Here is a 19,961-nt window from a genome sequence, read left to right on the forward strand (position 1 = left end):
CTCGCTGATCAGTATTCTCTTCACCACCGGCATTTTGCTGCAAGGCTGTTCCGATAGCCGTGAGGAAGAAGATCCCATGGCGCAGGACCAGGCGGCTATGACTGAAAGCGAAGGAGCGACCGAAAACCCGACCACTGAGCGCGCGAGCGCACCGGCAAATGCGGAAGTCACCATACTCAGCCCAGGGGACGGGGACTCCGTCACCAGTCCGGTGACTGTGGAATTCGGCCTGGAAGGTATGGAGGTCGCCAAGGCAGGCACTGACAAGGAAAATACCGGCCATCACCATCTCTTGGTCGATGTGGATACTCTGCCACCCATGGATGCGCCGTTGCCGTCGACGGATCAGGTTATTCACTTCGGCGGAGGCCAGACCAGTACCGAGCTGGAATTGGAGCCGGGTGAACATACCCTGCAGTTGCTATTGGGCGACTACATGCACGTGCCCCACCAGCCACCGGTTATGTCGGAAAAGATCACCATTACGGTGGAATAATCTACATTGAGTGTCTGAAAACTCTCCGGGAACTTGAACCGGAGGTCGTGCACTACAGTACATTTGGTGGCGAAAACGTTTAACACGGAGGTTCTGAATGAAAACACTCGGACTGATCGGCGGGATGAGCTGGGAATCAACCCAGACCTATTACCGGTTAATCAATCAAAAAGTGCGGGAGCAGCTAGGTGGCCTGCATTCCGCCAGGCTTGTTCTCTACAGCGTGGATTTTGCAGAGATTGAGACGCTTCAGCATCAGGGCGATTGGGCCGCAACGGCTGAGATTCTGGGCGCGGCAGCGCGCTCAGTGGAATCCGCTGGTGCGGATTTTCTCGTCATTTGCACCAACACCATGCACAAGGTTGCCGCCCAAATCGAAGAAGCTGTCTCTATTCCCCTCCTCCATATCGCGGATGCCACCGCCAATGCTCTCATCAAGGATGGGGTCACGTCCGTGGGATTGCTTGGCACAAGGTTCACGATGGAGCAGGCATTTTACCGGGAACGGCTCCAGGCGCGCGGCATCAACGTTATCGTGCCCGACGAAGCCCAGAGAGACGTTGTTCATTCCGTTATCTATGAGGAACTGTGCCGGGGAGTGATCAACCCTGACTCAAAGGCGGCGTACCTTGAGGTAGTGTCTTCCCTCGCTGATCGCGGAGCCCAGGGGGTCATATTGGGCTGTACCGAGATCGGGCTGCTGATCAAGGAAGCGGATACAGCGGTGAAGTTGTACGACACCACGGAAATCCATGCGGATTACGCTGTCCAGCTTGCTTTGGGAACTCAGGTTCAGTCCGAATAGCCCCGGAATGGGCTACCCTGATTGAAAAGGCCAGGTCCCGGGTATGAATTGTCCTGCTTCGTAGATCAAGACCTGGCATGAGGAGGTTCCCCATGAGCAGTCAAACGCTTGATTATGCAAAAGCAGAGGCCTTCGCCGGGCACATGCTGGACGTTCTCAACCACGCCGCCCTCGCACAGATGGCAAGTATCGGTCATCAGATCGGCTTGTTCGATATCATGGCGGATTTACCGCCTTCGACGGACAAACGGATCGCAGAAGTGGCGGGGTTGAACCAACGCTATGTGCGCGAATGGCTCGGCGCGATGGTGACCGGGCTGGTGATTGACTATGACCCGGAGAACGCGACGTATTCATTGCCGCCCGAGCATGCCGCCACGCTGACCCGAAGCGCCGGGCCCGACAATCTGGCTCGCCCGGCGCAGTTCATTCCCCTGTTGGCGCAAGTCGAGGAATCCATCCTCGAGCGTTTCCGCAATGGCGGAGGCTTGCCCTACTCTGCCTACCCACGATTTCATCAACTGATGGCGGAAGACAGCGCAGCCATTCATGATGTCGCCCTGGTTGATTCGATGCTGCCGATTGTGCCCGGTTTGGTTGAGCGTTTGCAGGCCGGTATCCAGGTGGCCGACGTCGGATGCGGGTGTGGACACGCAATCAATCTGATGGCGCAAGCGTTTCCCAAAAGCCAGTTTGTCGGTTACGACATTTCCGAAGAAGGGCTTCGTGAAGGACGCAGGGAAGCGCAGGAACTTGGACTGACCAATGCGCAATTCGAGTTGCGTGACGCAAGTTCGCTGGACGTCCAAAACCGGTTTGACTTCATCTCTGCGTTTGACGCAATCCACGACCAGGCGCAACCGGCTCGGGTGTTGACGGGCATTGCCCAGGCGCTGCGGCCCCAGGGCGTATTTCTGATGGTTGATTTTGGGGCATCCAGCAAGGTCCACGAGAACCTGGACTTCCCCGCAGGGCCGTTCATGTATACGATTTCCTGCATGCACTGTGTGCCAGTGTCGATGGGGCTCAACGGACCGGGCCTGGGCGCGATGTGGGGCGAACAGACCGCGCGACAAATGTTGACAGAAGCAGGATTTACCCAGGTTGAAGTCAAACAGGTTGAGGGCGATATCTTCAATAACTACTTCATTGCCTCACGGGGCTAAAGGGTACTAACCCGAAATTCGCGACTTCCATTCAAAAAGACCAGGTTCGGGATATGAAGTACTTGTTCGTAGCTGCTGTATTCATCGTTTTGGTGTTTCTGGCCTTCCGCAGTAACCGGAACAAAGACCCGGCGAAACAGTCCTGCGCCAATGACATCGGCCAGCTCATCCGGAAAGACAGAAACGCTACCCCGGAAGATATAGCGCAGGTTTTTGTCAGGTATAAGATCACTAGACCGGATACCTCAAAGGTCGGCAGATTGGTTATGCCACAGTTGATGAAAATAGGTCTGGAAGCAGAGGAGGCGATGATGATTATGCACCAGGTAAGGCAAGCCTATGCTTTTGTGCCTGAGTCCTATTCCAATAAATAGAGCCGTTATAGTTAGCTTTTCAACGCATCAAAACCTTAAGCAATCCCTCTGGAAAAACGCCCACGACAGGAGTAATTTCTTAGTTACAAGCTGCGCATGCAGGGCCAGCTGCTGACGGTGCTTTCTCGGTAGCTGACCGGCGTATGACATGCCGGCTCCACCAGCACTACGGTCCACTGGAGTCCTGTCATGAACACAACTTTTCGCATAGCGATTGTTGCCGCTACCCTGAGCCTTACCCTTCCTGCTTTGGCCGATGAACAATCCATGAACGATAGTCATTCGGCGAGTGCCGGAGATACCATCGGCACGATTGATTTCCAGGCCAACTGCAATGACGATGTACGCGCTGATGTTGATCACGCGCTGGGGATGATGCATCACATGATGTACACCCAGGCACGAGCCGAGTTTGAGGCCATTACCCAGGCCGATTCCGGCTGTGCCATGGCTTATTGGGGCGTCGCCACCACTCTGTTCCAGCCGCTATGGGGCACCACGCCAAGTGCGGGGGATATCACACAGGGTCGCCAGGTGATCCAGAAAGCCCGTGAATCGGCCAAGACTGAGCGGGAACGGCTTCTGATCGAGGCCACTGCGGCGTTCTTCGAGCCCGATACCGATCAGCTCCGGGAACGCCTGGCTGGCTGGATCAAGGGCATGGAAAAGGCCTATCAGGCCTTCCCAGAAGATCTCGACGTCGCCACGCTGTACGCGCTGTCTCGCCTGACACTCGCACTGTCCGCCGAGGACCGGAAAGCGCTGCACAATGAAGCTGAAGGTATTCTGCGGGCCGCCTGGGAAACCGAACCCACCCATCCGGGGGCGGTTCACTACTCTATCCACGCCACCGATGCCGATGGTCGCGCTGCAAACGCGACTGAAATCGTTGATTCGTATACAGAGATTGCTCCCAGCGTACCCCATGCCCTGCATATGCCCTCGCACATTTACGTCAGGCTTGGTGACTGGCCAAGTATGATCGAATGGAATCGCCGGTCCGCCGACGTTGCGGTTGATCACAAGGTCGATGGCGCGACGTCGTTCCACTACATCCACGCCCTGGATTACCTGGTCTACGGTCATCTCCAGCGTGGGGAGGACAACGCTGCCAGGGAAGTCTGGGAAACCGCACAGGCCAATGGACCTCACCAGGGGAATTTCCCCGGCGCCTACCACCTGGCTTCCATCCCGGCACGGCTGGCCGTTGAAACGCGGGACTGGAAAGCCGCTGCCGCCATTACCCCGCGGGCTGTGGACTATATTGCCTGGGACCAGTTTCCTTGGCCTGATGGCCTGAGCTGGTTTGCCCGCGGGCTGGGCGCGGTCCACACCGGTGATCTGGACACCGCCCTGGAGGCGGAGCAGAAGTTGGCGGCACTGGTCGCAAGTGCCGGTTCCGCCGCCGATCAGCGATTCTCGACCTACCTTGAAGTGGATCGTCTGATTCTTGCCGGTTGGATCGCAAAGGCGAAGGGTGACTCCGAGCGTGCCGTCGATCTGATGCGGTATGCTGGGGAAATGGAAGCCACTGTTGAAAAGCACCCGGTTACGCCTGGTGCCCTGCTGCCTCCCTATGAGTCGCTTGGCGACCTGCTGCTTGCCCTGGATCGCCCGAGCGAAGCCCTGGCCGCTTACGAGCAGTCCAATCAAACCTGGCCGCAACGCTATCACACCCTGGAAGGGGCTGCCCGCGCGGCCGATGCTTCCGGGGACAGCGAGTCCGCAGCGCTGTGGTCCCGTCGGTTGCTGGAAGCCGCGCCGGGAACCGAGCGTGACTCGATCGATCTAATAAAGACGCTGGCGGGGAGGTCTTAGTATCCATCGGAATGGGAGGAGACATTCCATGAGTCACTTAAGCGTTCAGGAACTCGAAAAGGTGGCGGAAGCCTACGAGCAGTTGCTGGCCCCCGCATTATTCGAGCAGTGGACAGACCGGCTGGCGGATGCCGCGGAAATCCGGTCGGGCCAACGCGTACTGGATGTTGCGTGTGGCACTGGCATACTCGCCCGAACGATTGCTGCACGTGTCGGTCAGAACGGAGCCGTCTCCGGTGTCGACATCAATCCGGGCATGCTGGCGGTGGCCAGGCGCAACTGCCCGGGCATTGACTGGCGCGAAGGCTCTGCCGAGGCGCTGCCCTATGAAGACGACCAGTTCGATGCCGTGGTCAGTCAGTTCGGGCTGATGCTCTTCTCCGCCCCGGACATCGCGCTCCGGGAGATGAAACGCGTGTTAAAGCCCGGTGGTCACCTGGCGGTGGCGGTTTTCGATTCCCTCGACAAACTGCCGGCCTACGCAACCATGGCAAGCATCTTTGAGCGCCTTGTCGACCCTGGGGTGGGCAACGCACTTCAGATCCCGTTTTCGATGGGCGATACAGACCGGCTTTCCCAGCTGTTCTCCGATGCGGGCATCCAGGCCCCGGTGATTATCACCCACGAGGGCACAGCGCACTTTGACAGCGTCAGGAACATGGTGCTTTCGGATGTCCGGGGCTGGTTCCCCTTCGCGGGAATAGAGCTCGGCGAAGATGCGATTGAGGCAGTGGTCCAGGAAGCGAGCAAGGAACTGGAGCCATTTCAGACCTCACACGGGGCTGTGGACTTCAGGGTGCCCGTCCATTTCATCACCGCGACGAAGACCTGAGTCGTCGGGTCCAGAGCAAGACCCGCCATGGCTAAGGCTGCACCAACAACCATCCCCCAACGGCAATGAGTATCACACCCAGCCCGTAGTCGAGCCAGTTGCCGGTGGAAATGGTCTTCTCGATCATTACGTAGATCGCCAGCCCGGCGATCCAGTAAAGGTTCATCACACCACCAACAAAAAGCAGCAGCATCAGCACCCAGCAGCATCCCAGACAGAACGCGCCGTGTTGCAGGCCCATGATAAACGCTCCCCGGGGGCCCGGTCGCCAATGGGTCGCAATGTACATGGCCGGCATCCGGCAGTGTCGCAGGCAGGCCTGCTTGAGGGGGGTCAGTTGATAGGCTCCGGCGGTGATCAGTATTCCTGCTCCCAGAAGTTCACTGGTTACCGCCATGTGCATCAGCAGACCGGCCTGATGGATAGCCCAGTGCAATAGTGTGGCCGCCAGGCTAAACCCGGCCCAGGCCAGCAGGTAGCTTGCGGTAAACAGGGATGTGGGTACATAGGGGCTGCCCTGCTCCCGCTGGCGTCGGTTTACGCTTGCAAACAGCAGGATCATGGGGGTGGCACCCGGCAGCATCATGGCGATCATCATGATCCACCACATGAAAAACATGACCACCGCGTAGCCGGGCGACCAGGTGATTGTCTCCATGGCCGACATATCCATGCCGGCACCGGCCAGCAGATAGGCCCAGCTGGCCAGGGTCACGGCAATCAGTAGCGCCAGCACGACCCTTCGATCTTTGTGAAGCAGGCGCTCGACACTTTGGTCAGCGTACGACACCGCCCTCTCCTTTCTGATGTGCGGCCAGATTTAACATCAATTTCTACTACAGACTTGTAACTCAAGTCTGGAGCGTTATTCTTGAATATAGGTATTAACCGAGGGTTAACACTATTTTCGGTCTATTTCAGCGGTCGATTTACCAGCAGTTTTCACTTCCAGCGAGGTCATCCGGACTTCGCCCGCAGCTTTTTTGCTGCACTCTCCACCCCAAAAAGGAGGACCAACCATGCGAAAGCTAACGTCTGTTGCAATGCTTTGCGCGCTATCCGTTCCCGCCCTCGCCCAGGCGGATTGCGGTGAAGTTACCATCACCGAAATGAACTGGGCCTCCAACACCGTGGTGACCAGCGTTGCCAAGTTCATCATGGAGCAGGGCTATGGTTGCGATGTCACCGTTGTGCCATCCGATACCGTTCCGGCGGTCACGTCCGTTGCCGAAAATGGTGAGCCGGACATTGTTACCGAGCTGTGGCTGAACTCCGCAGGTGAGGCTTACCTGCAACTGGAGGAGCAGGGCAAGGTCGAACGCCTGGGGAAAGTGCTTGATCCCGGCGGCGTTGAGGGCTGGTGGATTCCCACCTACCTGGCGGAAAAGCACCCGGAACTGACCACCATCGAAGGCGTCATGGCAAACCCCGAGCTGGTGGACAACCGCTTCAACAACTGCCCAAGCGGCTGGGGCTGCCGTGTGGTCAGTGATAACCTGATCCGGGCACTTGATCTGGAATCCTCCGGCATTGAGGTGTTCAACCACGGGTCCGGCGAAACACTGGCCTCGTCCATGGCATCTGCCGTGCAGGATGAAGAACCGTGGTTCGGCTACTACTGGGGCCCAACCGTTCCCCTCGGCAAGTATGACATGACCCGCGTCGAGCTGGGTGAATACGATCCCGACGTCCATACCCGCAACCAGACTCAGGATGCCGATAACCCCGGCGTTTCCGAGTTTCCGGCAGCACCCGTGCTGACGTCTGTCACCACCGACTTCAAGGAACGCGAACCCGAGGTGGCCGAAATGCTCAGTAAACTGACGTTCAAGACCGATACCATGAGCGCACTGCTGGCGTGGATGGATGAGAGCAACGCTTCTGCGGAAGAAGCGGCGGTTCACTTCCTGAACAACAACAGTGACGAGTGGTCCAGCTGGCTGAATGACTCTGCGAGGGAACGCCTCGCTGCTGTACTGGAATAATAACCGGACCTGACGGACAGAGCCGGAACGCTGGCTCTGTCCGTTCCGGCGACCCTGTGCTGCGCCACAATCCTGACTACTCAGGGGACATTGAACCTACATGGCTACCTACGATTTCCTGTTTTCCTCACTGGGACTTGAAGACTGGTGCGCGGAAGACACAAGCGATGCTCCGCTGTCCATGGCGGAATTGCTGAAGAAAACCAGGGGCACCGACGCCGAACCGGACTCCCTCTGGGAACTGCCCTTTCCTTCCATGGACGCGCTCAATGAATCCTGCGCCTCGTTTCCACAATCAAGGGATCTGACCAAGGGCCTGGAGGAAGGCTTCCTGGCGATCAAGGATAATATGAGCATTGTGCTCGACCCGCTGACCCAACCCCTGAGCTGGTTCCTCGACGGCGCTCTCTACGGCATGCTCAACACGCCCTGGTGGATCGTGATCCCGATACTGCTGGCGGTGGTGTTCGTGGTTTCCAAGTCCTGGAAGCTGGTCGTGTTTGTTGCGGTCAGCCTGGCTTTACTGGCGTTTATCGACTATTACGAATACGCGATGCAGACACTGGCCATCATTTTCGTCTGTGCCTTCCTGTGCGTAATTCTCGGTGTACCCATAGGCATCGCCATGTCCCGAAGTGACATGATGCAGCGGCTGACGATTCCAGTGCTGGACATGCTGCAGACGCTGCCGCCCTTCGTGTACCTGATTCCGCTGATTTTCCTGTTCAGCGTGACCGAATCCAAACTGTACGGCATTGCCATCATCCTATACGCCATTGTGCCGGTGATCCGCCTCACCAACCTGGGCATTCGCCTGGTGGACAAGGATGTAATCGAGGCCGCCGATGCGTTCGGCATGACCAGCCGGCAGAAGCTCTACAAGGTCCAGATTCCGCTCGCCCTGCCCAACATCATGGCCGGGGTAAATCAGACCATCATGATGAGTCTGGCGATGGTGGTGATTGCTTCCCTGGTATCGGCGCCGGGCCTTGGCGTACTGGTGCTGCAGGGCATTCGCAACCTGGAGCTTGGCGTCGGGCTTGTCGCGGGCCTTGGCATCGTGATTCTGGCGGTGATCCTCGACCGGGTGACCAAAGCTTCGCTGGCACGTATTAACGCCTCACAGAAACAGTAAGGGAGCGAATTGTGGATCGGAATATCAAGATCTCCATCCGGAACCTGTACAAGATTTTCGGCCCCGTCCCCGACGTTGCCCTTGCCTACGTTCGCCGGGGCATGGGCAAGGCCGAGTTACTGGATAAGCACAACCATGTGCTAGGCCTCCAGGACATCAACGTGGACATTCGCGAAGGCGAGATTACCGTCATCATGGGTCTGTCCGGCTCCGGCAAATCCACTCTGATACGCCATCTCAACCGCCTGATCGAGCCAACCGCTGGAGAAATTCAGGTCGACGGCGAAGACGTGCTGAAATTCGACGAAAACAAGCTGCGCAAGCTGCGGCGGGAACGGATGTCGATGGTGTTCCAGAAGTTTGCCCTGCTCCCCCACAAGACCGTGCTGGAGAACGCCGGCATGGCCCTGCTGGTGCGCGGTCATACGGTTCAGGATTTTGAAGCTGAGGCCAAGAAATGGCTCGCCCGCGTGGGCCTGGAGGGCAACGAGAACCAGTACCCGCATCAGTTGTCCGGCGGGATGCAGCAGCGGGTGGGCATTGCCCGTGCGCTGGCATCGAATTCACCGGTCATGCTGATGGACGAGGCATTCTCCGCCCTTGACCCGCTGATCCGCTCCGACATGCAGGACCTGCTACTGGAACTTCAGGGCGAGCTGGAGAAGACCATTGTTTTCATCACCCACGACCTGGACGAAGCGCTGAAACTGGCAGACCACCTGGTGATCCTCAAGGACGGCTACGTCGTCCAGCAGGGCGAACCCCAGGACATTCTGATGCACCCCAACGATCCTTACATCATCGATTTTATCAGCGACATCAACCGCGCCCGGGTGCTCAGGGTTCGCTCGATCATGGAAAAAACAACCGAAGCGCCGGAAGACTGCGCCGGCGATATTTCCGAGCGGGATAACCTGGAATCGGTGATTGCCATGTCCGAAGGTGATACCAATCATACCTACCGGGTGATGCGCAAAGGCAAACAGGTGGGCGTGCTCGACATGAAAGAGCTGGTGAAAGCGCTGGTGCCCACGGATGCCGCGGAGGGCAACGACCGGGCCCAGTATTGACCAACCCGATCTCCGTTAACGCCGCATCTCCTTTGTTTCCGTAACGATCAAACATTCAACCTAATGGTTGACTTTCAGAAATCGCACCCCTATATTCAACCTTATGGTTGAATTAAATGCGCATCAATTGAACTCTATCTTTCACGCCCTTGGTGACACCACGCGCCGCCAGATTCTGCATGAGCTGTCCGGCGGGGAGCGTTCGGTCAGTCAGCTTGCAGAGCCGTTCGAGATGTCGCTGGCCGCTGCCTCAAAACACATCAAGGTGCTGGAAAACGCCGGGCTGATTCGCCGGGAGGTGCGTGGCCGCACTCATGTCTGCCACCTGGACCCCGGACCGTTGGCCAGCGCACACCAATGGCTGAGTTTCTACCAGGGCTTCTGGAACGATCGCCTGGATGTACTGGAACGGCTGCTTCACCAGGAGGAGGCTGCTGACATCACACCCGAAACGGAGAAAACCCATGACGGACTATCAAAACCCCAGTGATTATGGCGTATTGACCGAGCCCGCCACGCTAAAGATCCAGCGCCTTCTGCCCGGCCCTGTTGAGCGTGTCTGGTCGTATCTCACCGACAGTGAACTGCGCAGCCAGTGGCTGGCGGCGGGCGAAATGGACATGGAAGTGGACACGCCTTTCGAGTTTGTCTGGCGTAATGATGAGCTGACCAACCCGCCGGGCCAACGACCAGCGGGGGCTTCCAGGGAGCACCGGATGGAAGGCCGGATTACGGATCTGGATATGCACCGCAAGCTGGCCATCACCTGGGGCGAAACCGGGGGCGTTTCCTTTGAACTGGAACCCATGGGCAACCAGGTCATGCTGACGATAACCCACCACCGCCTGCCCGACCAGGCCACCCTGCTCTCAGTCAGTTCCGGCTGGCACGCCCACCTGGATATATTGGTGGCCCGGCTCGAAGGCAGCGATCCTGAGCCGTTCTGGGACAACGTCGCCAAACTGAAAGAGGAGTACGGCCAGCGGCTGTCCGCCTGACAGAGCTCTCTGGGTCACGCTCCGCCCGGAGTAAACAGGCGGAGCGCAACTCATTTCAACAGCGGCAACAGCACTCCCCGCCACAATGACTCTCGGTAACGCTCCCGGAACCACCCCAAATGACCAATCCGGCTTTCCTTCACATCGCGCGGGTCGATCCTTTTCATGGTCAACGGAGCATTGCAATAGAAGCTGTGAATGGATTCGGTGTTACGTTCGGACATCATTTCGTCGTCGGTAAAAGAAACCGCGGTAATCGGCACCGTGACATTGGCAAATTGCTCACGTAGCCCCCTGCCCTCCACTCCCACGGCATAGTCCTTGTGCAGGCACCAGCGCCGCCACTGACGCATGACATTGGGAGGCAAATCGCCAACCAGCCTGAGACGGGTTCCGGGGTAGTATCCGAGCAGTCGCAGCGTTGCAGGTGCCACGAAGTACCACAGTATCCATGCGATGCGTTTGGTGGGCGGTGAATTCTCCCGCCAGTAGCCACTACCAACGGCCACGGTAACGGCATTATCCAGCAGGTTGACGTTAGGGGTCATGCCCAGGAGTTGTCCGCCGACGCTATGGCCAATCCACTGCAGGCGCTGGCCCGGGTACTGCCTGCGGGCAAACTCGATCACTGCATGGCAGTCCTCGCTCCCCCAGTCTGTCACGTTGGTGGGGCAATCCCGCAGGTGAGTATGCAGGGAGGCGCCAGTCCCGAAGTAGTCAAAGGTCAGAACGGTGTAGCCCTGGCTGCACAGGAATCGTGCAAACTTCTCATAGCAATTCTGACTTACCCCCATGGCACCGGCAATAATCACCACGGACCGGGCGGGCTCGGCAGGAAATACGCGGAGGCTGATCCGATGGCCGCCATCGGTGGTCAGTGGTATGTCTTGCCGGTTAACAACGTCCAGTGCGGATTCGTGGACACTCATATCTGGATCCCTCGCTATTGGTGTCAGAAATCATTCACGAGGCGATTCAGAAACCGCAGGATTACGTCCACTTCGTCATCGGTGAACCCTTCGGTCATGCGCTCGTTCAGTTCGGTGATCAGGGGCTTGGCGCTGTCGATCTTGCTGCGCCCGAGCTCGGTGAGGTAAAGACGAGAGGCTCGCCCATCCTGCTCGCAGGGGCGGCGCTCCAGCAGCCCTTTCTGCTCCATACGACCAGCCAGGCCGGTAAGCGCGGAGTTATTAAGGTTCAGGCTGCGGGCCAGATCCTTCAGCAGGCAACCTTCGTCACCGGCGACCAGCAACAAAGCCCCGATCTGGGTAACCGAAATGCCAAGCTCCTCTTCGCTACGCTGGTCGGCGTGCTTGTATACCCGATGGCGGGCGATGTTGAGCAGGTAGAAAAGCCGTTTATCCATGGTCTCGCCATTTACTTCACATGTGGACCAAATATACTACGCATGTGTAATAAATGGCAAACGAATGCCTGCCCGATGGAATTCGTAAGAGCACAGCGGGCAGACCGTCTACAATTGGAAGACACACACCACCAATGCAGTACCAACGCCGGACAAGGAGGGACACCATGGGCCAGCAACAGGTACTTGAAGACACCGTCGCTGAGTTGATTGAGGACGGCAAAGGCATTCTCGCAGCAGATGAAAGCGCCCCCACTATCGCCAAACGCTTCAGCTCCGTTCGTGTCGAGTCGACCGAGGAAAAGCGGCGGGAGTACCGCAGCCTGATCTTTTCCACCCCCGGCCTCGGGGATTACATCAGTGGGGTCATCCTGTATGAGGAAACCCTTCGCCAGAGCAGCCTGGACAATATCGCCATTCCCGAACTACTGCGGAATCAGGGGATAGTGCCCGGCATCAAGGTCGACAAGGGCAAGATACCTCTGGTGAATGCCCCCGGCGATGAGATCACCGTCGGCCTGGATGGCCTTGAAGAACGCCTGCAGGGATACCGCGATCAGGGTGCCCGCTTTGCCAAATGGCGGGATGTCTATCACATTACCGACACCAATCCGGGCCGTCTCGCCATCGAAGCCAATGCGGAAGTGCTTGCCCGCTACGCAGCGATTTGCCAGTCACTGGGCGTGGTGCCGATTGTGGAACCGGAAGTGCTGATGGACGGCCATCACACCCTTGAGCGGTGCGCCCAGGTCAACGAGGCGGTGCTGAGGGAGGTGTTCCATGCCCTGGACCGCCATGGCGTATTGCTGGAGGGTATGCTGCTGAAACCCAGCATGGTCACCGCCGGTAAATCCCACACCAGCAAAGCCAGTCCGGAACAGGTCGCGGAAGCGACCCTGAAGGTATTCCGCCGGGTGGTGCCCGCTGCGGTTCCCGGAGTTGTGTTCCTGTCAGGCGGGCAGACACCGGAAGAAGCCACCAGCAACCTGAATGCCCTGAACCAGCACGGCCCTCACCCATGGGCGCTGAGTTTTTCCTACGGTCGGGCCCTGCAGGAACCGGCACAAAAGGCATGGGCGGGAAGCCTCGAAAACGGGCCTGCGGCCCAGGAAGCAATGCACAAACGGGCAAAACTCAACGGCGTGGCACGCAACGGGAGCTACACGCCGGACATGGAGCGCTGAATCAGGCCGCGCGGGAAACCGGTACCGGTTGCCGAAGGCAGGCCAGCATGGGTTCAACCTGGCGGATCTTGCGGGCCTCGGGCCAGAGGACTTCAGCCTCACGGAAGCCCTGGCGGAGGTAGTTGAGCCATTGCTTGATGCGACCGGTGACGAACCTGTCTTCCAGGCGCGCCTGCAAGGCAATGGCGTATTCCTGCACCAGAGCTACGGCTTCAGGCCAGGTCATGTCGGGTACGGATTCACCCAGCTGGCTGGCGCGGATTTTTCGGGCGAGGTCAGGCCGGGCGATCAGACCGCGGCCGATCATCACATCCTCACAGCCCGACACGTCACGGCAGCGCCAGTAGTCGTCAACAGTCCAGATCTCGCCGTTGGCAATCACATGGGTGTTGACCGCTTCCCGGGCTTTGGCGATCTCCTCCCAGTACGCGGGTGGCTTGTAGCCGTCCACCTTGCTGCGGGCATGAATCACGATTTCTGACGCACCGGCAGCTTCCAGTGCCTGCGCACAGGCGACGCCCATGGAGCGGTCGTCATAGCCCAGGCGCATCTTGGCGGTCACCGGAATTCCGGCTGGCACCGCGTTGCGAACGGCGGCGGTGATCTCGTGCATCAGCTCCGGTTCCCGCATCAACACGCAACCGCCTTTGTGTTTGTTGACGGTTTTGGCCGGGCAACCAAAGTTTATATCCACCTGCCCGGCACCCAACTCCACTGCCTTCGCACCGTGACGCCCCATCATCTCGGGGTTCGACCCCAATAGCTGGACGGCTACCGGTGTCCCGGCTTCGGTGAGCGCCCGGTTATGGAGCTCCGGAGCAAACTTGTAGAAAATTCTGGGCGGCAGCATTCCGTGGGTCACGCGAATAAATTCGGTCACGCACCGGTCAATACCGCCGACTTTCGTCAGGGTTTCGCGGATAGGCGCGTCGACCAGCCCTTCCATCGGGGCAAGGATGATTCGCATGAAGGCTCCAGAGGCTGAAAGAAAAGAATCAGAGTGCGGCTGATCAAAAATCAGGCGGAGCGGATTGTAAGGAATTTGACGGCAAGTTGGTAGCCGGGCATCCCGCAATCAGGATGCCCGGCTTGGGGTCAGACGTTATTTAACGTCGAAACGGTCGGCGTTCATCACCTTGGCCCAGGCGGCAACGAAGTCCTTCACGAACTTCTCCTGGTTGTCGTCCTGGGCATACAGCTCAGAGTAGGCACGCAGGATGGAGTTGGAACCGAACACGAGGTCAACGCGGGTCGCTGTGAACCTGGTGTTACCGCTCTTGCGATCGACAATGTCGTACGAGTTCTTACCCTTGGGCTCCCAACGGTTTGCCATGTCGGTCAGGTTCACGAAGAAGTCGTTGGTCAACTGGCCAACGCGATCTGTGAACACACCGTGGGCAGTGCCACCGTGATTGGTGCCCAGCACCCGCATGCCACCCAGCAATACGGTCATCTCCGGTGCGGTCAATCCCAGCAGCTGGGCGCGATCCAGGAGCATCTCCTCCGGCTTGACCACATAGTCCTTCTTCTGCCAGTTACGGAAACCATCTGCCAGGGGTTCCAGCGGCTCGAAGGATTCTGCGTCGGTCTGCTCGTCCGAGGCATCACCACGGCCCTTGAGGAAAGGCACATGAACATCATGGCCAGCCGCGCTGGCCGCCTTCTCGATGCCCAGGTTGCCACCCAGAACGATCACGTCAGCGATACTGGCGCCGGTTTCGGCAGAGATCTTCTCATAGACTCCCAGTACCTTGGCCAGACGCTCCGGCTCGTTACCCTCCCAGTTCTTCTGCGGAGCCAGGCGGATACGGGCGCCGTTGGCGCCGCCGCGCATATCGGAGCCACGGAAGGTGCGGGCGCTGTCCCAGGCGGTGCAGACAAGCTCGTTGATGCTCAGGCCGGCTTCAGCGATTTTCTCCTTGACCACTTCTTCGATGTAGTTGGTCTCGCCTTGCGGAACCGGATCCTGCCAGATCAGGTCTTCGGCCGGCACTTCCGGGCCGATGTAACGGGACTTCGGCCCCATATCCCGGTGGGTCAGCTTGAACCACGCCCGGGCAAAGCAGTCCCTGAAGTACTCGGGGTCAGCCATGAACCTCTCGCAGATCGCCCGGTACTTGGGATCCATTTTCATGGCCATGTCCGCGTCGGTCATCATCGGGTTGTGGCGAATGGATGGGTCGGTGGCGTCGACCGGCTTGTGCTCTTCCTTGATGTCAACGGGCTCCCACTGGTTGGCGCCGGCCGGGCTCTTCTTGAGCTCCCATTCATAGCCGAACAGCATGTCGAAATAGCCCATGTCGAATTTGGTCGGGTTGGCTGTCCAGGCGCCCTCGAGCCCCGAGGAAATGGCATTGGCGGCCTTACCTTTCAGGTTGGGATTGGACCAGCCCAGCCCCTGTTCATGAACGTCCGCACCTTCCGGCTCGGGGCCAAGGGTTTCGGCATCGCCATTACCGTGGGTTTTACCAACTGTGTGACCACCGGCAGTCAGCGCTGCGGTTTCCTCATCATCCATCGCCATGCGGGCGAAGGTTTCACGCACCTGCTCGGCTGTCTTGAGCGGGTCAGGCTTACCGTTGACGCCCTCCGGGTTCACATAGATCAGGCCCATCTGCACGGCGGCCAGGGGATTTTCCATGGTTTCCGGCTTTTCCACATCTTCGTAACGGGTGTCGGATGGAGCCAGCCATTCTTTTTCCGCGCCCCAGTAGATGTCTTTTTCCGGGTGCCAGATATCTTCACGACCGAAGGAGAAACCGAAGGTTTTCAGGCCCATCGATTCATAGGCCGCGTTGCCGGCCAGAATCATCAGATCCGCCCAGCTCAGTTTGTTGCCATACTTCTTCTTGATCGGCCACAGAAGACGGCGGGCCTTGTCGAGACTCACGTTATCCGGCCAGGAACCCAGGGGCGCAAAACGCTGGTTACCGGTACCGCCGCCGCCACGACCATCGGCGAGACGATAAGTACCTGCAGCGTGCCAGGCCATACGAATCATCAGGCCACCATAATGTCCCCAGTCTGCCGGCCACCATTCCTGGCTGTCTGTCATCAACGCATTCAGGTCTTTCTTCAGCGCGTCGTAGTCCAGCTTTTTGACTTCCTCGCGGTAGTCAAAGTCTTCTCCCATCGGGTTGGCTTTGCGGTCATGCTGGTGAAGGATGTCCAGATTCAAGGCTTCCGGCCACCAACTGGTGTTATTCTGGCTGGCCGAAGTGCTGCTACCGTGCATAACCGGGCACTTACCACCAGTACCATTATTCTGACTCATAGTTCTCTCCTGTTTCTGCTTCTTTGGCAAAAAACGTATTTGTCTCAAGGGCACCATTCAATATAGATCAACCACAGTTGGCTGCTTGAATGTTTCCTACTGTCTGAATAGTGAATACCTATAAAAATTCCCTACGCTAACGAGGACACCTTCAGATTAACTCTGGGCACCACCAAAGAAACAATTAATTAAAAACAATCGAGTAAAAGGTTTTGTTTATCGAAAAAGAGGGAGGAAGGCGGAGATTAAAACCTGATCAGCTCAGAGTCTTTCAATAGAGGAGAACTTTCCGGCGTCGTCGAACAGAATCCGGAAACTGCCGCGAACGCCATCGCGAAGATAGAAACGGGAGAGGATACGGGCCGGGAACCGGACAGAGCGTCCGTCCCGGGCCGTGGTGTGAACATCGGTGGCTACGCCCTGATAGAGCTTGATCCACTCCTCAGGGCTGATGCTGACGTCCACAATGATCTGCTGCATGGACTCTTAGTTCGCCAGTTCCAGCAACAGGCGGTTGAGACGGGTCACATAAGCACCGGGATCCGCCAGCTGCTCGCCACTGGCCAGGGTGGCCTGATCCAGCAGTACGGCAGACAGTTCGCCGAAGCGCTCTTCGCCCTTCTCGTTTTCCAGGCGCTGCACCAGCGGGTGATCCACGTTGATCTCGAAGATCGGCTTGCTGTCCGGCACTTTCTGGCCGGCGGCTTCCATGATCTTCTTCATCTGGGCGCCCATGTCGAAATCACCCACCACCAGACAGGCTGGGGAATCGGTCAGGCGGTTGGTCACCCGCACGTCCTGAACCCGGTCGTCCAGAGCCGTCTTGATGCGCTCAACCAGAGCTTTATGTTCCTCGGCGGCCTCTTCCTTGTGCTTCTTGTCTTCCTCGGTTTCCACTTCGCCAAGGTCCAGATCACCGCGGGCGACATCCTGGAACTGCTTGCCGTCGTACTCGTTGAGATACCCCATCATCCACTCGTCGATGCGGTCGGACAGGATCAGTACCTCAACGCCCTTCTTGCGGAACACTTCCAGGTGCGGGCTGCTCTTGGCGGCCATGAAGTTGTCCGCGGTGATGTAGTAGATCTTATTCTGGCCTTCTTTCATGCGGCCGATGTAGTCATCCAGGGACACGTTCTGGGTCTGCTCACCGGTGTGGGTGGTGGCAAAACGCAGCAGGCCGGCAATCTTTTCGCGGTTGCTGAAGTCTTCCGCCGGGCCTTCCTTGATGACGGTGCCGAACTCACCCCAGAACTTCTGGTACTGCTCGGGATCTTTCTTGGCCAGCTTGGACAGCATATCCAGCACACGCTTGGTCAGCGCGGTGCGGATGCTTTCCACGGTGCTGTCGTTCTGTAGAATTTCCCGGGAGACGTTCAGTGACAGATCGTTGGAATCGATCACGCCCTTGGCGAAGCGCAGGTACAGCGGCAGGAACTGCTCGGCGTCGTCCATGATGAACACGCGCTGCACGTACAGTTTCAGGCCACGGGGCGCTTCCCGGTTGTACAGGTCAAACGGCGCACGGGCCGGGATGTACAGCAGGCTGGTGTAGTCCAGCTTGCCTTCCACCTTGTTGTGGGACCAGGTCAGCGGGTCTTCAAAATCGTGGGCGATGTGCTTGTAGAATTCCTTGTATTCCTCGTCCTTGATTTCGGTACGCGGCAGGGTCCACAGCGCGGTGGCATCGTTGACGGTTTCGTCCTTGCCCTTTTCTTCCTCGTCCTCGGACTCGGATTTCATCACTACCGGGAAGGAAATGTGATCAGAGTACTTCTTCACCAGGCCACGCAGGCGGAAGCCGTCGGCAAATTCCTTCGCGTCGGACTTCAGGTGCAGGACAATCTCGGTACCACGGTTTTCGCGGTTCACCTGCTCGATGGTGAACTCGCCATCGCCGTTGGATTCCCAATGCACACCTTCTTCAGCTGCTGCGCCGGCGCGACGGGTAAATACTTCCACCTTGTCGGACACGATAAACGCAGAGTAGAAACCCACACCGAACTGGCCGATCAGCTTACTGTCTTTCTTCTCGTCACCCGACAGCTGCTGCAGGAATTCGGCGGTGCCGGAACGGGCGATGGTACCCAGGTTCTGAACCACGTCATCACGGGTCATGCCGATGCCGTTGTCGGTCAGGGTGATGGTGTTCTTTTCCTGGTCGTAGTCCAGGCGGATTTTCAGTTCGGGATCGCCTTCGTACAGGCCGTCATCCTTCAATGCCGCGAAACGCAGTTTGTCTTCGGCGTCCGAGGCGTTCGAGATCAGCTCACGAAGGAAGATTTCCTTGTTGGAATACAGGGAATGGATCATCAGGTGAAGCAGTTGCTTCACTTCGGTCTGAAAACCCAGGGTTTCTTTTTGCGCTTCTACCGTCATGGCTTTTTTGTCTCCTGCTGTTTACGTTCGGAGGAGCGGTGCGGTCGGGTAGTCTTGGTTTTGGACAGGACTACCCGACCACACCACCCGACTGTCGAGTTAGTGTTGCAGTGGGAAATGGGGGCGCGCCGGGGCATTTCAAGCCCCGGATTAAAGGGAAAGTCAGTCTTCGAGGAGGAAGTGGGCTCGCGCAGTTGCAATCGGCTGGGAACGGGATTTCTGCCAGGCGGTGATCATTACGTTAGCCACACGGTTGCCCTGGCGGGTCAGGCGGCACTCGGCGAAGGTTTCGCGGTTCAGGCCGGCGCGCAGGTAATCCAGGGAAAAATCCACAATGCGGGGCATGCGCAGGCTGTCCTGGGACATCATCAGGTAGATGGCAGCGGACATTTCCATGAAACCGCCGATGACGCCACCGTGAATAGCGGGCAGGATCGGGTTGCCCAGGTTTTCTTCCTTTTTTGGTAAACGGAAGATCAGGTCATCGCCGAAGCGCTCGCATTCCAGACCGATGAAGCGGGCATAGGGGATGCTTTCCAGCATGCGGGAGAAATCACCGGTTTCCCGGGTCTCGCGGAGGATTTCAGGATCGGTCATTCTTCACCTCCGGTAATCAGATCACGATAGCCCTTAGGGGTGGCTTCCTTACCGATGCGCATAAAGGTGCCCACGCAGTTGGCGATGGTTTCACCGCCTTCCTGGTAGGCCTCGCAACGGGTAAAGATGATGTTGCGGGTGATCTTGTAGGTTTCCGCACGGGCAAACACCGGTTTATGGGGTTCCGCCGGGCGCATGTAGTCCACCCGCAGGTCCAGTGTCGGGCACAGTTCAAAATCCGTCAGGGCGCAGATGATCACTGAACCGGAGGTGGTGTCCATCAGTGTGGTAATGGCGCCGCCATGGATCACGCCGGTGTCCGGGTTACCAATGATACGGTCACTGTATGGCAGGCGCATGGTCAGTACGCCATCGCCTGCCGCTTCAACGGCCAGCCCCAGTTCCCGGGCCTGGTTCAGGGTTTCAATAAACCGGCGAACCCGGTTCAGTCGGATGTCATCAGTCATTCAGTTTGGCCAGAT

Annotated in this window: 21 protein-coding genes; 12 read left to right on the forward strand and 9 right to left on the reverse strand. The window is 58.1% G+C overall.

All coding sequences use genetic code 11. The annotated features are described in order from the left end of the window. The first annotated feature begins 97 nt into the window (after positions 1 to 97). The 6 genes from ACJO3M_RS07935 to ACJO3M_RS07960 all read left to right on the forward strand — a co-directional run bounded on the left by ACJO3M_RS07935 (position 98) and on the right by ACJO3M_RS07960 (position 5,491). Positions 98 to 496: a DUF4399 domain-containing protein gene (locus ACJO3M_RS07935; RefSeq protein ID WP_407000935.1), complete on the forward strand. Its 399-nt coding sequence runs from the start codon at positions 98 to 100 to the stop codon at positions 494 to 496. A gap of 97 nt (positions 497 to 593) precedes the next feature. Beyond that, positions 594 to 1,301 (forward strand): aspartate/glutamate racemase family protein, encoded by a 708-nt coding sequence (locus ACJO3M_RS07940; protein WP_407000836.1) that lies wholly within the window; start codon positions 594 to 596, stop codon positions 1,299 to 1,301. Between the two features lie 92 nt (positions 1,302 to 1,393). Beyond that, positions 1,394 to 2,467 carry a class I SAM-dependent methyltransferase gene (locus ACJO3M_RS07945; protein WP_407000837.1) on the forward strand — a complete coding sequence of 358 codons (1,074 nt, stop codon included), beginning with the start codon at positions 1,394 to 1,396 and terminating at the stop codon, positions 2,465 to 2,467. 53 nt (positions 2,468 to 2,520) lie between these two features. After that, on the forward strand, positions 2,521 to 2,841 hold the full coding sequence (locus ACJO3M_RS07950) for a hypothetical protein (protein ID WP_407000838.1): 321 nt from the start codon (positions 2,521 to 2,523) through the stop codon (positions 2,839 to 2,841). Positions 2,842 to 3,030: 189 nt separating this feature from the next. Further along, positions 3,031 to 4,659: a tetratricopeptide repeat protein gene (locus ACJO3M_RS07955; RefSeq protein WP_407000839.1), complete on the forward strand. Its 1,629-nt coding sequence runs from the start codon at positions 3,031 to 3,033 to the stop codon at positions 4,657 to 4,659. A 28-nt stretch (positions 4,660 to 4,687) separates the two neighbouring features. Beyond that, entirely contained in the window at positions 4,688 to 5,491 is an 804-nt protein-coding gene (locus ACJO3M_RS07960) for a methyltransferase domain-containing protein (protein ID WP_407000840.1), read from the forward strand. A gap of 31 nt (positions 5,492 to 5,522) precedes the next feature. On the opposite strand, the gene ACJO3M_RS07965 is transcribed toward ACJO3M_RS07960, so the two are convergent. Then, on the reverse strand, positions 5,523 to 6,281 hold the full coding sequence (locus ACJO3M_RS07965; protein WP_407000841.1) for a DUF2182 domain-containing protein: 759 nt from the start codon (positions 6,279 to 6,281) through the stop codon (positions 5,523 to 5,525). Positions 6,282 to 6,510: 229 nt separating this feature from the next. Here ACJO3M_RS07965 and ACJO3M_RS07970 point away from each other — a divergent pair, with 229 nt between their 5' ends. From ACJO3M_RS07970 to ACJO3M_RS07990, 5 genes are all read left to right on the forward strand, one after another. Next, complete coding sequence (locus ACJO3M_RS07970; protein ID WP_407000842.1) at positions 6,511 to 7,476, forward strand: ABC transporter substrate-binding protein; 966 nt, start codon at positions 6,511 to 6,513, stop codon at positions 7,474 to 7,476. A gap of 100 nt (positions 7,477 to 7,576) precedes the next feature. Continuing rightward, positions 7,577 to 8,611, forward strand: coding sequence for an ABC transporter permease (locus ACJO3M_RS07975; RefSeq protein ID WP_407000843.1), 1,035 nt, complete (start codon positions 7,577 to 7,579; stop codon positions 8,609 to 8,611). 11 nt (positions 8,612 to 8,622) lie between these two features. Further along, on the forward strand, positions 8,623 to 9,681 hold the full coding sequence (locus ACJO3M_RS07980) for a quaternary amine ABC transporter ATP-binding protein (protein ID WP_407000844.1): 1,059 nt from the start codon (positions 8,623 to 8,625) through the stop codon (positions 9,679 to 9,681). Between the two features lie 127 nt (positions 9,682 to 9,808). Continuing rightward, a complete protein-coding gene (locus tag ACJO3M_RS07985; protein WP_407000845.1) occupies positions 9,809 to 10,171 on the forward strand; it encodes an ArsR/SmtB family transcription factor in 363 nt (120 codons plus the stop codon). Beyond that, a complete protein-coding gene (locus ACJO3M_RS07990; protein ID WP_407000846.1) occupies positions 10,146 to 10,679 on the forward strand; it encodes an SRPBCC family protein in 534 nt (177 codons plus the stop codon). The genes ACJO3M_RS07985 and ACJO3M_RS07990 overlap by 26 nt, the downstream gene beginning before the upstream one ends. 50 nt (positions 10,680 to 10,729) lie before the next feature. Here the strand turns inward: ACJO3M_RS07990 and ACJO3M_RS07995 are convergent, their stop codons facing one another. Both ACJO3M_RS07995 and ACJO3M_RS08000 read right to left on the reverse strand, forming a co-directional pair. Then, complete coding sequence (locus tag ACJO3M_RS07995; protein ID WP_407000847.1) at positions 10,730 to 11,608, reverse strand: alpha/beta hydrolase family protein; 879 nt, start codon at positions 11,606 to 11,608, stop codon at positions 10,730 to 10,732. A gap of 23 nt (positions 11,609 to 11,631) precedes the next feature. After that, on the reverse strand, positions 11,632 to 12,045 hold the full coding sequence (locus ACJO3M_RS08000) for a MarR family winged helix-turn-helix transcriptional regulator (RefSeq protein WP_407000848.1): 414 nt from the start codon (positions 12,043 to 12,045) through the stop codon (positions 11,632 to 11,634). A 167-nt stretch (positions 12,046 to 12,212) separates the two neighbouring features. On the opposite strand from ACJO3M_RS08000, the gene ACJO3M_RS08005 reads away from it, so the two are divergent. Then, complete coding sequence (locus ACJO3M_RS08005) at positions 12,213 to 13,229, forward strand: class I fructose-bisphosphate aldolase (RefSeq protein WP_407000849.1); 1,017 nt, start codon at positions 12,213 to 12,215, stop codon at positions 13,227 to 13,229. Between the two features lies 1 nt (position 13,230). On the opposite strand, the gene ACJO3M_RS08010 is transcribed toward ACJO3M_RS08005, so the two are convergent. The 6 genes from ACJO3M_RS08010 to ACJO3M_RS08035 form a co-directional block, all read right to left on the reverse strand. Then, the gene (locus ACJO3M_RS08010) at positions 13,231 to 14,196 is read right to left on the reverse strand and encodes a tRNA dihydrouridine synthase (RefSeq protein WP_407000850.1); all 966 of its coding nucleotides are present in this window, start codon (positions 14,194 to 14,196) and stop codon (positions 13,231 to 13,233) included. Positions 14,197 to 14,331: 135 nt separating this feature from the next. Then, a complete protein-coding gene (gene katG, locus ACJO3M_RS08015) occupies positions 14,332 to 16,503 on the reverse strand; it encodes a catalase/peroxidase HPI (protein ID WP_407000851.1) in 2,172 nt (723 codons plus the stop codon). Between the two features lie 261 nt (positions 16,504 to 16,764). After that, positions 16,765 to 16,983 (reverse strand): DUF2835 domain-containing protein, encoded by a 219-nt coding sequence (locus tag ACJO3M_RS08020; RefSeq protein WP_407000852.1) that lies wholly within the window; start codon positions 16,981 to 16,983, stop codon positions 16,765 to 16,767. A gap of 6 nt (positions 16,984 to 16,989) precedes the next feature. Then, positions 16,990 to 18,882: a molecular chaperone HtpG gene (htpG, locus tag ACJO3M_RS08025; protein WP_407000854.1), complete on the reverse strand. Its 1,893-nt coding sequence runs from the start codon at positions 18,880 to 18,882 to the stop codon at positions 16,990 to 16,992. A gap of 162 nt (positions 18,883 to 19,044) precedes the next feature. Next, a complete protein-coding gene (locus tag ACJO3M_RS08030; RefSeq protein ID WP_407000855.1) occupies positions 19,045 to 19,479 on the reverse strand; it encodes a PaaI family thioesterase in 435 nt (144 codons plus the stop codon). After that, a complete protein-coding gene (locus ACJO3M_RS08035; RefSeq protein WP_407000856.1) occupies positions 19,476 to 19,946 on the reverse strand; it encodes a PaaI family thioesterase in 471 nt (156 codons plus the stop codon). Before ACJO3M_RS08035 ends, ACJO3M_RS08030 begins: the two co-directional genes overlap by 4 nt. Positions 19,947 to 19,961 lie beyond the last annotated feature (15 nt).

Origin of the sequence: Marinobacter alkalisoli, from assembly GCF_045449795.1 — a bacterium.
Classification (GTDB): domain Bacteria; phylum Pseudomonadota; class Gammaproteobacteria; order Pseudomonadales; family Oleiphilaceae; genus Marinobacter.

What these genes read in the sequence shown, in the direction of transcription:
- ACJO3M_RS07975 (WP_407000843.1), top strand. Translation starts at nt 7,577, where the DNA reads ATGGCTACCTACGATTTCCTGTTTTCCTCACTGGGACTTGAAGACTGG.
- htpG (WP_407000854.1), bottom strand. Translation starts at nt 18,882, where the DNA reads ATGACGGTAGAAGCGCAAAAAGAAACCCTGGGTTTTCAGACCGAAGTG.
- ACJO3M_RS07940 (WP_407000836.1), top strand. Translation starts at nt 594, where the DNA reads ATGAAAACACTCGGACTGATCGGCGGGATGAGCTGGGAATCAACCCAG.
- ACJO3M_RS07935 (WP_407000935.1), top strand. Translation starts at nt 98, where the DNA reads ATGACTGAAAGCGAAGGAGCGACCGAAAACCCGACCACTGAGCGCGCG.
- ACJO3M_RS07995 (WP_407000847.1), bottom strand. Translation starts at nt 11,608, where the DNA reads ATGAGTGTCCACGAATCCGCACTGGACGTTGTTAACCGGCAAGACATA.
- ACJO3M_RS08010 (WP_407000850.1), bottom strand. Translation starts at nt 14,196, where the DNA reads ATGCGAATCATCCTTGCCCCGATGGAAGGGCTGGTCGACGCGCCTATC.
- ACJO3M_RS07955 (WP_407000839.1), top strand. Translation starts at nt 3,031, where the DNA reads ATGAACACAACTTTTCGCATAGCGATTGTTGCCGCTACCCTGAGCCTT.
- ACJO3M_RS08005 (WP_407000849.1), top strand. Translation starts at nt 12,213, where the DNA reads ATGGGCCAGCAACAGGTACTTGAAGACACCGTCGCTGAGTTGATTGAG.
- ACJO3M_RS07970 (WP_407000842.1), top strand. Translation starts at nt 6,511, where the DNA reads ATGCGAAAGCTAACGTCTGTTGCAATGCTTTGCGCGCTATCCGTTCCC.
- katG (WP_407000851.1), bottom strand. Translation starts at nt 16,503, where the DNA reads ATGAGTCAGAATAATGGTACTGGTGGTAAGTGCCCGGTTATGCACGGT.
- ACJO3M_RS08030 (WP_407000855.1), bottom strand. Translation starts at nt 19,479, where the DNA reads ATGACCGATCCTGAAATCCTCCGCGAGACCCGGGAAACCGGTGATTTC.
- ACJO3M_RS07960 (WP_407000840.1), top strand. Translation starts at nt 4,688, where the DNA reads ATGAGTCACTTAAGCGTTCAGGAACTCGAAAAGGTGGCGGAAGCCTAC.
- ACJO3M_RS08020 (WP_407000852.1), bottom strand. Translation starts at nt 16,983, where the DNA reads ATGCAGCAGATCATTGTGGACGTCAGCATCAGCCCTGAGGAGTGGATC.
- ACJO3M_RS08000 (WP_407000848.1), bottom strand. Translation starts at nt 12,045, where the DNA reads ATGGATAAACGGCTTTTCTACCTGCTCAACATCGCCCGCCATCGGGTA.
- ACJO3M_RS07950 (WP_407000838.1), top strand. Translation starts at nt 2,521, where the DNA reads ATGAAGTACTTGTTCGTAGCTGCTGTATTCATCGTTTTGGTGTTTCTG.
- ACJO3M_RS07990 (WP_407000846.1), top strand. Translation starts at nt 10,146, where the DNA reads ATGACGGACTATCAAAACCCCAGTGATTATGGCGTATTGACCGAGCCC.
- ACJO3M_RS08035 (WP_407000856.1), bottom strand. Translation starts at nt 19,946, where the DNA reads ATGACTGATGACATCCGACTGAACCGGGTTCGCCGGTTTATTGAAACC.
- ACJO3M_RS07945 (WP_407000837.1), top strand. Translation starts at nt 1,394, where the DNA reads ATGAGCAGTCAAACGCTTGATTATGCAAAAGCAGAGGCCTTCGCCGGG.